We start from the raw sequence: 14,642 nt of genomic DNA, 5'->3' as shown, positions 1-14,642 counted from the left end.
TTAACGACAGCCGAGGACGGATGAGGCGGATGAGCAGCAACGAAGACAGGCTTCTCGAGTATCTCAAGCGCGTCACCGGAGACCTTCGTCAGGCCCGGGAGCGCCTTCGCGAGGTCGAGGAGAAGGACCAGGAACCCATCGCGATCGTCGGCATGGCGTGCCGGTATCCGGGCGGGGTGCGTTCGCCCGAGGACCTGTGGCAGTTGGTGGCCGCCGGTGGTGACGCGGTCGGCGGGTTCCCGGCGGACCGGGGCTGGGACGTGGAGGACATCTACGACCCGGACCCGGAGGCGACGGGAAGACGTACGCGCGGCACGGCGGATTCCTGTACGACGCGGGGGAGTTCGACCCGGGGTTCTTCGGGATCAGCCCGCGTGAGGCCGTGGCGATGGATCCGCAGCAGCGCCTGTTGCTGGAGACCACGTGGGAGGCGTTCGAGCGCGCCGGTATCGACGCGGAGTCGGTGCGCGGCAGCCGTACCGGAGTCTTCGTCGGCTCCGGCTACCAGGACTACGTCAACCTCCTGGTCGGGGTGGGCGGCGAGTCCGACGGCCATCTCGGGACCGGCAACTCCGCCAGTGTGATGTCCGGTCGCATCGCCTACACCTTGGGCCTGGAGGGCCCGGCGGTCACCGTCGACACGGCGTGCTCGTCGTCGCTGGTGGCGCTGCACTGGGCGATCCAGGCGCTGCGCAACGGCGAGTGCTCCATGGCGCTGGCCGGCGGCGTGCAGGTGATGACCACGCCTACCGCGTTCGTGGAGTTCAGTCGCCAGCGCGGGCTGGCCCCCGACGGCCGCTGCAAGCCGTTCGCCGCCGGGGCCGACGGCACCGGCTGGGCTGAGGGCGTCGGCCTGCTCCTGGTGGAGCGGCTGTCCGACGCCCGCCGCAACGGGCACCGGGTGCTTGCCGTCGTCCGTGGCAGCGCAGTCAACCAGGACGGTGCGTCCAATGGTCTGACCGCGCCGAACGGCCCCGCGCAGCAGCGGGTGATCCGCCAGGCGCTGGCATCGTCCGGCCTGTCTCCCGCCCAGATCGACGTCGTCGAGGCGCACGGCACGGGCACGACGCTGGGCGATCCCATCGAGGCACAGGCACTGCTCGGCACGTACGGCCGGGAGCGGCCGGAGGACCGGCCGCTGTGGCTGGGCTCGCTCAAGTCCAACATCGGCCACGCGCAGGCGGCCGCGGGCGTCGGCGGCATCATCAAAATGGTCATGGCCATGCGCCACGGAGTGCTTCCGCAGACCTTGCACGTGGACGAGCCGACGCCGCACGTGGACTGGTCGGCGGGCGCGGTACGGCTGCTCACCGAGGCCGTCCAGTGGCCGGAGACCGATCACCCACGCCGTGCTGCCGTGTCGTCCTTCGGCGTCAGCGGCACCAACGCCCACACCATCATCGAGCAGGCCCCGCCGGCCCAGGACGAGGAGCCCGCGGGGGTTTCCGCCGACGGCCCCTGGCGTGGGTGCTCTCCGCCAGGAGCGACGTGGCGCTGCGGGCCCAGGCGGACCGGCTGCTGCCCTTGGTACGGGGCGAGGTCCGGCCCCAGGACGTCGGACTGTCGCTGGCCACGACTCGCGCGGCCATGCGTCACCGGGCCGCGGTCGTGGGGAGGAACCGTGAGGAACTGCTCCTCGGGCTGGCGGACCTGGCCGCCGGGACCCCTTCGTCCCGTGTGCTGCTGGGGCGCCCGGCCGGCGGCAGGACCGGCTTCCTCTTCTCCGGGCAGGGATCGCAGCGCATCGGTATGGGGCGCGAACTGTACGCGGCGTTCCCCGCCTTCGCCGCGGCCTACGACGAGGTGTGCGCGCACCTGGACGCCCCCGTCGACGTCGATGCCGAAACGCTTCACCGGACCGGGTGCACCCAGCCCGCCCTCTTCGCGGTCGAGGTGGCCTTGTTCCGGCTCCTCGAATCCTTAGGCGTCCGGCCCGACTTCGTCGCCGGCCACTCCGTGGGCGAGATCGCCGCCGCGCACGTGGCCGGTGCGTTGTCCCTCGACGACGCGGCGAAACTGGTGTCCGCGCGTGCCGCACTGATGCAGGCACTGCCCGTGGGCGGCGCGATGGTCGCCGTGCAGGCCACCGAAGAGGAAGTCCTGCCCCACCTCACCGACGGGGTGAGCATCGCCGCGGTCAACGGCCCTTCGTCGGTTGTGGTTTCCGGTGTCGAGACGGCGGTCCTGGCGATTGCCGCGGGCTTCGCCGAGCAGGGCCGTAAGACGTCCCGGCTGAAAGTCAGTCACGCGTTCCACTCGCCGCTGATGGACCCGATGCTGGAGGAGTTCGCCGAGGTCGTCCGTGGCCTGGCCTTCGAGCAGCCGCAGCTCCCCGTCGTCTCCAACCTCACGGGTCAGCCTGTCGAGGCTTACACCCCCGAGTACTGGGTCCGGCACGTGCGCGAGACCGTCCGCTTCGCCGACAGCGTCCGCACCCTGCACGACCTGGGCGTGAAGACCTTCATCGAGATCGGTCCGGGCGGTGTGCTGAGCGGCATGGCGCAGGGCTGTGTGGACGACATCGTCACCGTCCCCGTACTCCGGGCCGACCGCCCCGAGCGGCAGGCCGTCGTGACGGCGCTGGCCCATCTGCACACGCACGGCGTGTCCGTGGACTGGAGCTCGTTCTTCGCCGGTGCGCGGAAGACCGACCTGCCTACCTACGCCTTCCAGCACGAGCGGTACTGGGTCGACGCCCCGGAAACCGCTGCCGCCAGCGCGGTCGCGGCGGACCCGGTGGACGCGGAGTTCTGGGAGACCGTCGAGCGCGAGGACCTGCTGTCCCTCGCCGAGACGCTCGACATCGGGGCTGGGGACGCGTTCAGCGACGTGCTGCCGAGGCTGTCGTCGTGGCGGCGGCAGCGCAAGGAGCAATCCACCGTGGACGGCCGGCGCTACCGCGAGTCGTGGAAGCGCCTGGGCGAGCCCGCGTCGGCCGGCATCGGCGGCACCTGGCTGTTCGCCGTGCCGGAGGAGGAGAACGAGCAGACCGCCGCGGTCCGCACCGCGTTCACCGCCCGCGGCGCCACTCTGAAGACGCTGGCCGTCGGCGCGGCGAGCGACCGCGCCGGTCTGGCCGGGGAACTGGCCGGGATCGGACCGGTCGACGGCGTGCTGTCCCTGCTCGTCACCGGCGACCCCGTGCTGCCCACCCTGCTGCTCGTCCAGGCCCTGGGCGACGCGGGCGTCGACGCCCCGCTGTGGTGCCTCACCTCGGGCGCGGTGGCCGTGAGCGGCTCCGACGCTGTACGCGACGCCCGGCACGCCCAGGTCTGGGGCCTGGGCCGCACCGTCGCCCTGGAGCTGCCCCGGCGCTGGGGCGGCCTGATCGACCTGCCGGAGTCCGTCGACGACCAGGCCGCCGCACGCCTGGCCGACGTGCTGGGACAGGCGCTGACGGGCCGGTGGGAGGAGGACCAGCTCGCCGTCCGTTCCTCCGGCGTCTTCGCCCGGCGGCTCGCCCACGCACCGGCACGGGCGGCCACCCGCCGCTGGCAGCCCCGCGGCACCGTCCTCATCACCGGTGGTACGGGTGCGCTGGGCGGCCACGTCGCCCGCTGGCTGGCGCGCGGCGGCGCCGAACACCTCGTCCTCACCAGCCGTCGGGGCGCGGACGCCCCGGGCGCCGCCGCCCTGCGGGACGAGCTGGAAGCCCTCGGTGCCCGCGTCACGCTGGCCGCCTGCGACGTGGCCGACCGCGACGCCGTGGCGGCCCTGCTCGCCGAGCACGCCTTCACCGCCGTCGTGCACGCCGCGGGGGTCGCCGACGCCGGCACGGTGGACGCCACCACCCCGGCCGTCTTCGCCGCCGCGCTCGCCGCCAAGGCCGGCGGCGCGGCGCACCTGGACGAACTGCTGGGCGACCAGGAGCTCGACGCCTTCGTCCTCTTCTCCTCCGTCTCCGGCGTCTGGGGCAGCGGCGGCCAGGCCGCCTACGCCGCCGGCAACGCCTTCCTGGACGGTCTCGCCCGGCGGCGCCGCGACCGCGGACTCACCGCGACCGCCGTCTCCTGGGGCCCCTGGGCCGACGGCGGCATGGTCGAGGAGGGCGACGACGAGGAGCGACTGCGCCGCCGCGGCCTTCGCGCGATGACCCCCGCATCGGCGATCACCGCCCTGCAGCACGCGCTCGACCTCGACGAGATCCTGCTGACCGTGGCCGACGTGGACTGGCCGCGCTTCATCGTGCCCTTCACCCTCGGCCGGCCCAGCCCGCTGCTCGGCGACCTCCCCGAGGTACGCGCGACCCTCACGGAGGGCGCCCCCGAAGCGGGCCGCGGCTCCGGGGCGCTCGCCGAGAGCCTGGCCGGGCTGTCGCACGAGGACCGTGCACGGGCCCTCGTGGACCTCGTGCGCACGCACGCCGCCGCCGTCCTCGGCCACCGCGGAGCGGGCGCCGTCGAGACCGACCGGCCCTTCCGGGACCTCGGCTTCGACTCCCTGACCGCGGTGGAACTCCGCAACCGCATCAACGAGGCCACCGGCCTCGCCCTGCCCACGACGCTGGTCTTCGACCACCCCACGGCCGCGGACCTCGCCGCCCACCTGCTCACCGAACTCACCGGCGGCCAGGACGCGAAGGCCACGGCCGCCACGGCCGCCGCGGTGCTGGACGAGCCGATCGCCATCATCGGCATGGCCTGCCGCTACCCCGGCGGCGTGCGCTCACCCGAGGACCTGTGGGAGCTGGTCGCCTCCGGCCGCGACGCGATCTCCCGCTTCCCCGGCAACCGCGGCTGGGACGTCGAACGGCTCTACCACCCGGACCCCGATCACCCCGGCACCACGTACACCACCCAGGGCGGATTCCTGCACGACGCGGACGAGTTCGACCCCGCGGTCTTCGGAATCAGCCCGCGTGAGGCCGTCGCCATGGACCCGCAGCAGCGCCTGCTGCTGGAGACCACCTGGGAGGCCTTCGAGCGCGCCGGGATCGCCCCCCACGCGATGCGCTCCACCGCCACGGGCGTCTTCGTCGGCTCCGGCTACCAGGACTACACCGGCCGCCCGCTCAAGGTGCCCGACGGCGTCGAGGGCTACATTCCCAGCGGCAACGCGGCCAGCGTGATCTCCGGCCGGCTCTCCTACACCTTCGGCCTGCAGGGCCCGTCGGTCACCGTCGACACCGCCTGCTCGTCCTCGCTGACCGCCCTCCACCTCGCCGTGCAGGCGCTGCGGGGCAGCGAGTGCTCCATGGCACTGGCCGGCGGAGTGATGGTGATGGCCGGACCGTCCGCGTTCACGATGTCCAGCCGGCAGCGCGCGCTGTCCGCCGACGGCCGCTGCAAGGCGTTCTCCTCGTCCGCCGACGGCACCGGCTTCGCCGAGGGCGTGGGCATGCTCCTGGTGGAGCGGCTGTCCGACGCCCGCCGCAACGGGCACCAGGTCCTCGCCGTCGTGCGGGGCAGCGCGGTCAACCAGGACGGCGCCTCCAACGGCCTGACCGCGCCCAGCGGCAAGGCCCAGCAGCAGGTCATCCGGCAGGCGCTGGCCAATGCCCGGCTCGCCGCGGACGAGGTGGACGCCGTGGAGGCCCATGGCACCGGGACCCGGCTCGGCGACCCGATCGAGGCACAGGCGCTGCTGGCCACGTACGGCGAGGAGCGTTCCGAGGACCGGCCGCTGTGGCTCGGTTCGCTGAAGTCCAACATCGGCCACGCGCAGGCGGCCGCGGGCGTCGGCGGCGTCATCAAGATGGTGATGGCCATCCGCAGCGGCGTCCTGCCGCGGACGCTGCACGTCGATGAGCCGACCCCGGACGTCGACTGGTCCAGGGGGAACGTGCGCCTGCTCACCGAGCAGACCGCCTGGCCCGACCGGGACAGGCCACGGCGTGCGGCCGTCTCCTCGTTCGGGATGAGCGGCACCAACGTGCACACCATCATCGAGCAGGCCCCGCGGACCGCGCCCGCCACCGAGGGCGAACAGACCCCCGCAGCGCAGGACGCGACCGCCGCCCGACCCCTGGACGTGCTCCCGTGGGCGCTGTCCGCGAAGACCGCCCGGTCCCTGCGCGAGCAGGCCCGACGGCTCCTGAACCACCTCGACCGTGCCGAAGGGCTCTCGCTGCCCGACGTCGGCCGCGCCCTCGTCACCACGCGGACGCCGCTGGAGCAGCGGGCCGTGGTCGTCGGCCACGACCGGCACGAGCTGCGGGTCGGGCTCGCGGCGCTCGCCGACGGCGAACCCGCGGACACCGTGGTCCAGGGCACCGCCGCGGCCTCCGGCAAGGTCGCCTTCGTCTTCCCCGGCCACGGCTCGCAGTGGACCGAAATGGCCCGCGAACTGCTGGAAACCGCCCCGGTCTTCGCCGAGCAGGCAAAGGCCTGCGCCGAGGCGTTCGCCCTCTACCTCGACTGGCCTCTGCTCGACGTCCTGCGCGCCGAGCCCGACGCGCTGGACGTGGCCGAGGTGGAGGTTGCCCAGCCCGCGCTGTTCACCGTCATGGTGTCGCTGGCCGCCCTGTGGCGCTCCTACGGTGTGACGCCTGCCGCCGTCGTCGGCCACTCGCAGGGCGAGGTCGCCGCCGCGTACGTCGCGGGCGCGCTGACCCTGGACGACGCGGCCCGGATCGTGGCCCTGCGCAGCCGCTCGCTGACCAAGCTCATCGGCAAGGGCGCCATGCTCGCGGTCACTATGCCCGCCGACCGGGTGCGCGCGAGGCTGGAGAAGTACGGGGACCGGCTGTCGGTCGCCGCCGTGAACGGGCCCGCCGCCCTGACCGTCTCCGGAGAGCCCGACGCGGTCGACGAACTCCTGGCGGAACTCGAAGCCGAGGGCGTGCGCGTGCGCAGGGTCCGCGGCGCCACCGGCGCCGGGCACTCCGCCCAGGTCGAGAGCCTGCGCCCCGAACTGCTCGAGCTGCTCGCCCCGGTCGCGCCGCGCGCGGCGGACATCCCCTTCTACTCCACGGTGACCGGCACCGTGCTGGACACCACCACCCTGGACGCCGAGTACTGGTACCGCAACGCGCGGCACACGGTGGAGTTCGAGCGGACCGTACGGTCGCTGCTGACGGACGGGCACGGGGTGTTCGTCGAGTGCAGCGCGCACCCGCTGCTGGCCGGCTCGGTGCAGGAGATCGCGGAGGAGGCCGGTGCCGACGCCGTGACCGGCGCCTCGCTGCGCAGGGGCCAGGGCGGCATGGACCGCTTCCTGCGCTCCGTGTCCGAACTGCATGTGAGCGGCGTGCCCGTCGACTTGACGGTCCCCTTCGCCGGGCGTCCGGTACGGCGCGTGGACCTGCCGACGTACGCGTTCCAACGGCAGAGGTACTGGCTGGAGAGCGCCGACCCGGTGCCCGCGGGCACCGATCCGGTCGAGGCCGGGTTCTGGGAGCTGGTGGAGAACACGGACCTGTCCGGGCTCGCCGATGAACTCGGGGCGGATGACGCCGACCTCGTCGGCCCGGCGCTGCCGGTGCTGTCCGCGTGGCGTCGGCGCAGTCGCGAGAAGTCCACCGTGGACGGCTGGCGCTACCGAGTCTCCTTCCGGCGGCTGACCGACCACCCGGCCCCCGGCCTGGACGGCCTGTGGCTCGCCGTTTTCCCCGCCGGAATGGCGGACGAGCAGTGGGCGCCCTGCGTCGTCGGCGTGCTCGGCGCCCACGGCGCCAAGGTGCGGGTCGTCGAACTCCCCGTCGACTGTGACCGGTCGCAGGCCGCGAAACGGCTCACCGAGGAACTCGGCGGCGAACAGCCCGCCGGTGTCCTGTCGATGCTCGGCCTCGCCCCCGGCCGCCACCCGGCCCACCCCACGTTGTCCGCGAGCCTCGCCGCGACCGTCACCCTGGTGCAGGCGCTGGGCGACGCGGACGTCCAGGCACCGCTGTGGTGTGCGACCCGCGGAGCCGTGTCCACCGGAGCCACCGACCCGCTGCGCGACGCCGGCCAGGCACAGCTCTGGGGCCTGGGCGTCGTCGCCGCACTGGAACTGCCCCGGCGCTGGGGCGGTCTCGTCGACCTGCCCGAGAAGCTGGACGAGCACGCGCTGCGCCGCCTGGCCGGGGCGCTGGCCCGGCACGACGAGGATCAGCTCGCCGTACGGGTCGACGGCGTGTACGGCCGGCGCTTGGTCCGGGCGCGGCCCGCCGACGTGGAGTCCGCGACACCGTGGCAGCCGCGCGGCACCGTCCTGGTCACCGGCGGAACCGGTGGCGTGGGCCGGCACCTCGCCCGTTGGCTGGCCGGCGCGGGCGCGCAGCACCTGGTGCTCACCAGCAGGAGCGGGCCCGACGCCCCCGGTGCGCGGGAGCTGCACGCGGAGCTGACCGCCCTGGGCGCCGAAGTGACCATCGTCGCCTGCGACATCGCCGACCGTGACGCGGTCGCCCGGCTGCTCGCCGGCATCGAGTCCCGGCACCCGCTCACCGCGGTGCTGCACGCCGCCGGCACGGCACGGTCGTCCCCGCTGGCCGACGCCAGTCTCGACGAGTTCACCGAAGCCGCAGCCGCCAAGGTCACCGGCGCTATCCACCTCGACGAGTTGCTCGACGGCCGTGAGCTGGACGCGTTCGTCCTCCTCGCCTCCGGTGCCGGCGTCTGGGGCAGCGGCGGGCAGGCCTCCTACGCCGCCGCCAACGCCTTCCTGGACGCCCTGGCACTGCGGCGGCGGGCCCGCGGCCTGACCGCGACCTCGGTCGCCTGGGGCGGCTGGGCGGGCGGCGGCATGGTCGACGACGCGGTCCAGGAGCGCGGCGAGCGGCGGGGCCTGGGCCTCATGGCCCCCTACCTCGCGATCACCGCCCTGCGCCAGGCCGTCGAGCACGACGAGGCGGCCCTCACCGTCGCCCCGATCGACTGGGAGAAGTTCCTGCCCGCCTTCACCGTCGGACGGCCCAGCCCGCTGCTGGCCGACCTGCCCGACGTACAGCGGCTCCTGGAGGCCGAGCAGGCCGCCAGCGAGGAGACCGGCGCCGAAGCGGCGCTGGCGACCGAGCTCGCCGCACTCGCCCCGGCCGAGCAGGAGGAGCGGCTGCTGGAGCACATCCGCGCCCAGAGCGCCGTGGTCCTCGGCCACGCGTCGGCCGAGGACGTGCCGCCCACCGCGCACTTCCTGGAGCTCGGCTTCGACTCGCTCACCGCGATCGACCTGCGCCGGCGCCTGTCGGCGGCGACCGGTGTCCGCCTGCCCGCCGGACTGGCCTTCGACCATCCCACGCCCGCCAGGCTCGCCAGGCACCTGTTGACGCGGCTCCGGGGCGCCGGCCACGGCACGGCGGAGGAGCGGCCCGCCGACATGCTGGTGCAGCTCTACCGGCACGCGAGCGAGAACGGGACGGCCGCCGAGGCCATGGGGATGCTGATGGAGGCGGCCCGTTTCCGGCCCTCGTTCCAGCGGCCCGAGGAACTGGCCCAGCGGCCCGCCCCGGTACGGCTGTCGCAAGGCGACCGTCCCCTCGCGCTGATGTGCTTGTCGCCGTACGTCGTACCGGCCGGGGCGCATCAGTACGCGCGGTTCGCCGCACCCTTCCGCGACCGGCTGGACGTGTGGGCGCTGGTCCACCCCGGCTACGAGAAGGGCGAGCCGGTCCCGTCCGATCCGGACGTCGTGCTCCGGCTGCACGCGCAGACCGTACGGGAGTGCGCTGGCGGAAAGCCGGTCGTCCTGCTCGGCTACTCCTCGGGCGGCTGGATCGCCCACGGCGTGGCGGCACACCTGGAGGCCATGGGCGAGCGGCCGGCGGCCGTGGTCATGGTCGACAGTTTCAGCCGCGAGGTCCCCTTCGACCACCAGGTGCTCAACGCGATGGCCCAGGCGCAGTCGCAGCGCCTGGACTTCATGAGGTCCGGCGGCGAACAGCTCACCGCGATGGGCCGCTACATGTGCCTGTTCGACGACTGGGCCGCGCCGCAGATCGCCGCGCCGACCCTGCTCGTACGGGCGAGCGAGCCCATGCTGGCCGACGCCACGGACGGCGACGGGCGCGCGGCACCGCCCGAGCACGTGGACACGATCGTCGAAGTGACTGGAAACCACTACTCGATGCTGGAGGACCACGCCGGCAGCACCGCGGCGGCGGTGGATTCCTGGCTGGCGGACGTCGTCACCGATCCGTCCGGCCCTGCCGCACCTCCGGACGCAACGACCGCATGACCGGCCCGCGACCACCGCGGGCACCCCGGACCCGGACAGAGCAGATGTGGGAGAGAAACCATGACGAAGACTCTCTACGAGATAGGCGAGACCCCGCCCCTCGGTGAGGTCCCGCGGCAGATGTACGCCTCGGTGATCCGCCAGAACCGCTTCGGAGAGCCGAAGCAGGCGTTCCGCACCGAGGTCGTCGACACCCCCCAGGTGGGCCGGGGCCAGGTGCTGGTCTACGTGATGGCCGCCGGCATCAACTACAACAATGTGTGGTCCTCGCTGGGCGAGCCGGTCGACGTCATCGGCATGCGACAGCGCCAGGGCCAGCCCGAGGACTTCCACATCGGAGGCTCGGAGGCCTCCGGCGTGGTGTGGGCCGTCGGCGAAGACGTCCGCAACGTCGAGGTGGGTGACCACGTGCTGCTCACCAGCGGCCAGTGGGACGAGGCCGCCGCGGACATCCGGCTGGGCACGGACCCTCTGGTCTCGGAGAGCATCAAGGCCTGGGGATACGAGACCAACTTCGGTTCCTTCGCGCAGTTCTGCCGCGTCGACGAGTACCAGTGCCACCCCAAGCCCGCCCATCTGTCGTGGGAGGAGTCGGCGGCCTTCCTGCTCACCGGGCCCACCGCCTACCGGCAGCTGTTCGGCTGGCAGGGCAACACGGTCCGCCCCGGCGACCCCGTGCTGATCTGGGGCGGTGCGGGCGGCCTCGGCTCGATGGCCATCCAGCTCGTCAGGCTGGCCGGCGGCATCCCGATCGCCGTGGTCTCCAGCGAGGACCGCTCCGAGTACTGCCGCCGCCTCGGGGCGGTGGGCACCATCAACCGCCGTGACTTCGATCATTGGGGCCGGCTGCCCGATGCCGGGGACGCCGAGGCGTCGGCGCGGTTCCTGCGCGGCGCTCGCGGGGTCGGCAAGAAGGTCTGGGAGATCCTCGGTGAGCGCAGGTCCCCGCGGATCGTGCTGGAGCACAGCGGCCAGGACACCCTGCCGACCTCGATGTACCTGTGCGACAACGCCGGCATGGTGGTGATCTGCGGTGGCACCTCCGGCTACAACGGCGACGTCGACCTGCGCCACCTGTGGATGCGCTCCAAGCGCCTCCAGGGCTCGCACTACGCCGACACCCGCCAGTGCCGCGAGGTCATCAGCCTCGTCGGCGCCGGCATGCTCGACCCCTGTCTGTCCGTCTGCGAAGGCCTCCAGGACATCGGGCGCATGCACCAGATGATGCACGACAACGTGCACCCCTCCGGGAACATGGCCGTCCTCGTGAACGCGCCCCGGCGCGGCGAGATCGCGCTCGAACTCGCCGCCGCCTGACCGTCCCGCCGTACGAACCCCCTTTCCACAAGCTCAAGGAGAGTCATGCCCGAGCCCACCGTCGACGTGCCCGCCGTCCCCAAGGCCCGCAGCTGTCCGTTCCTGCCGCCGGACGGCATCGCCGACATCCGGGCGGCCGCCCCGGTGACCCGGGCCACCTTCACCAGCGGCCACGAGGCGTGGCTGGTGACCGGTTACGAGGAGGTGCGCGCCCTGCTGCGCGCCCCCTCGTTCAGCGTCCAGGTGCCCCACGCACTGCATACCCAGGACGGCGTCGTCACGCAGAAGCCCGGCCGCGGCAGCCTGCTGTGGCAGGACGAGCCGGAGCACACCTCGGACCGCAAGCTGCTCGCCAAGGAGTTCACCGTCCGGCGCATGCAGGCGCTCCGGCCGAACATCCAGCGCATCGTCGACGAGCACCTCGATGCCATCGAGGCGCAGGGCGGCCCGGTCGACCTGGTGAAGACCTTCGCCAACCCGGTGCCGTCCATGGTGATCTCCGACCTGTTCGGTGTCCCGGTCGAGCGCCGGGCGGAGTTCCAGGACATCGCCGAGGCGATGATGCGGGTCGACCAGGACGCCGCCGCCACCGAGGCCGCCGGCATGCGCCTGGGCGGGCTGCTCTACCAGCTCGTCCAGGAGCGCCGGGCCGACCCCGGGGACGACCTGATCTCGGCGCTGATCACCACAGAGGACCCCGATGGCGTCGTCGACGACATGTTCCTCATGAACGCGGCCGGCACCCTGCTGATAGCGGCCCACGACACCACCGCCTGCATGATCGGCCTCGGCGCGGCGCTGTTGCTCGACCGCCCCGACCAGCTGGCCCTGCTTCGCGAGGACCCGTCGCTGGTCGCCAACGCGGTAGAGGAGCTGCTGCGCTACCTCACCATCGGCCAGTTCGGCGGCGAACGCGTCGCCACCCGGGACGTCGAACTCGGTGGCGTGCGCATCGCCGAGGGCGAGCAGGTCGTCGCGCACGTCCTCGCCGCCGACTTCGACCCCGCCTTCGTGGAGGAGCCGGAGCGGTTCGACATCACCCGCCGCCCCGCCCCGCATCTGGCCTTCGGCTTCGGCGCACACCAGTGCATCGGCCAGCAACTCGCCCGGATCGAGCTGCAGATCGTCTTCGAGACCCTGCTCCGCCGTCTCCCGACCCTGCGCCTGGCCAAGCCCGTCGAGGAACTCCGCTTCCGCACCGACATGGTCTTCTACGGCGTGCACGAGCTGCCCGTCACCTGGTGACCTCCGCACCACGGCTCACTCCCAGAGGTGATCAGCGCCCGCGGACCGCGTGCGCTGATCACGCCTTCCGTCGCCGCCTCGCGCCGGGGGCGGCCAAGGCGGCCGTGCGCACCACTGGTTGCCTGCTTCGGGTGCGTGACCGTCGGACCTGGAGAGCCCGCATGCCGGTCTTCGTGCCGCCGGGACTCTCCCGCCGCTGCCGCGGTCCTCGCGCCGGCCGTCCCCGAAGCCGCTTGCCGCACGCCACAGCGCGACGCAGCGGCGGTCGCGTCCCGGGCGGCCCGGCGCGCAGTCCCGTTCACCGAGGCGGCCGTCACCGAGCACGGAGCCGGTCACTTGCCCGACGAAAGGGTCCGGGGCCGGACGGCCGGGTGCAGACAGGGCTGCTTACGGCTTGCCGACGGACTGAAACCTGTTTCCCGTAGCCCATCACTCACCGATGAACGACCGTACTGCCGATTGCGAAAGGCACGACATGACCGAGAGCGAAATGCGCCTCACCGGGTCGCAGACTCCGTCCTTCCCTCAGGACCGGACCTGCCCGTACCAGCCGCCGAAGGCCTACGCGGAATGGCGGGGTGAGAGCCCGCTGACGCAGGTCACGCTGTTCGACGGCCGACCGGCGTGGCTGATCACCGGGCATGCCGAGGGACGGGCGCTGCTCGTCGATCCCCGGCTGTCCTCCGACTGGGGTCACCCGGCCTTCCCCGTCGTCGTCCGGCGCACCGAGGGCCGCGGCGGGCTCGCCTTCCCGCTGATCGGCGTCGACGACCCCCTGCACGCCCGTCAGCGGCGCATGTTGATCCCCAGCTTCGGCGTCAAGCGCATGAACGCCATCCGTCCCAGGCTTCAGAGCCTCGTCGACCGGCTTCTGGACGACATGCTGGCGGAGGGGCCGGTCGTGGACCTGGTGTCGGCCTTCGCCCTGCCGGTGCCCTCCATGGCGATCTGCGAGCTGCTAGGCGTCCCGTACGGCGACCATGACTTCTTCGAGGAGTGCTCCCGCGACTTCGTGGGCGCCGCGACGTCGGCGGAGGCCGACGCGGCTTTCGGCGAGCTCTACACGTATCTGCACGGCCTGGTCGGGAAGAAGCAGGCCGAGCCCGAGGACGGTCTGCTGGACGAGCTGATCGCACGCCAGTTGGAGGAGGGCGAGCTGGACCACGACGAGGTGGTCATGATCGCGCTGGTCCTGCTGGTGGCCGGCCACGAGACCACCGTCAACGCGATCGCCCTCGGTGCACTCACGCTCATCCAGCACCCCGAGCAGACCGACGTGCTGCTGCGCGACCCCGGTGCGCTCCCGGGAGTGGTCGAGGAGCTGCTGCGGTTCACCTCCGTCTCCGACTACTTGGTCCGGATGGCCAAGGAAGACATCGATGTCGGCGGCGAGACCGTCAGGGCCGGGGACGCGGTGCTGGTCTCCATCACACTGATGAACCGCGACGCGAAGGCGTACGAGAACCCCGACGTCTTCCACGCCCGGCGCACCGCACGCCACCACGTCGGCTTCGGCCACGGCATCCATCAGTGCCTGGGGCAGAACCTCGCCCGCGCCGAACTCGAGATCGCCCTCGGCGCGCTCTTCGCCCGCATCCCGGGCCTGCGGCTGGCCGTACCCCTGGACGAGGTGCCCATCAAGGCTGGCCACGACGCCCAGGGCCCGATCGAGCTCCCGGTCACCTGGTGAGGGGCCGGGCGGAAGGAACGGAAGGAAGCGAGGCCGGCCACACCATGCGCATCACCGTCGACCGCGACCGGTGCATCGGCTCCGGCCAGTGCGTCATGACCGCACCCGGCGTCTTCACCCAGGACGACGACGCGCTGGTCGCCCTGGTCCCGGGACATGAGGACGCGGCGGCGGACCCGCGCGTGCGCGACGTCCCTATGGCCTGTCCGGTACAGGCGATCGCGATCCACGAGGACTGAGCTGCATCGGCCGTGAGGCCCGGGGTCCCCAACCGTGCGAGTGGTGGCTCTCCGGG

Annotated in this window: 5 protein-coding genes and 1 pseudogene; all 6 read left to right on the top strand. The window is 72.9% G+C overall.

Annotated elements, in window-relative coordinates; all coding sequences use genetic code 11:
• Positions 1-20: 20 nt before the first annotated feature.
• Positions 21-1,375: pseudogene (locus tag AS594_RS47815) on the top strand (type I polyketide synthase); the annotation flags it as partial.
• A gap of 374 nt (positions 1,376-1,749) precedes the next feature.
• On the top strand, positions 1,750-10,095 hold the full coding sequence (locus tag AS594_RS01090; RefSeq protein WP_069934908.1) for a type I polyketide synthase: 8,346 nt from the start codon (positions 1,750-1,752) through the stop codon (positions 10,093-10,095).
• 60 nt (positions 10,096-10,155) lie between these two features.
• Positions 10,156-11,412 (top strand): crotonyl-CoA carboxylase/reductase, encoded by a 1,257-nt coding sequence (ccrA, locus tag AS594_RS01085; RefSeq protein WP_069933656.1) that lies wholly within the window; start codon positions 10,156-10,158, stop codon positions 11,410-11,412.
• A gap of 45 nt (positions 11,413-11,457) precedes the next feature.
• Complete coding sequence (locus tag AS594_RS01080; protein WP_069925206.1) at positions 11,458-12,657, top strand: cytochrome P450; 1,200 nt, start codon at positions 11,458-11,460, stop codon at positions 12,655-12,657.
• 475 nt (positions 12,658-13,132) lie between these two features.
• Positions 13,133-14,347: a cytochrome P450 gene (locus AS594_RS01075; protein ID WP_069925205.1), complete on the top strand. Its 1,215-nt coding sequence runs from the start codon at positions 13,133-13,135 to the stop codon at positions 14,345-14,347.
• A gap of 44 nt (positions 14,348-14,391) precedes the next feature.
• Entirely contained in the window at positions 14,392-14,586 is a 195-nt protein-coding gene (locus AS594_RS01070; protein WP_069925204.1) for a ferredoxin, read from the top strand.
• The last annotated feature ends 56 nt before the right edge of the window (positions 14,587-14,642 follow it).

The sequence above is a fragment of the Streptomyces agglomeratus genome, from assembly GCF_001746415.1.
In the GTDB taxonomy this organism is placed as follows: domain Bacteria; phylum Actinomycetota; class Actinomycetes; order Streptomycetales; family Streptomycetaceae; genus Streptomyces; species Streptomyces agglomeratus.
This window is presented reverse-complemented; position numbering and strand designations above follow the sequence as displayed.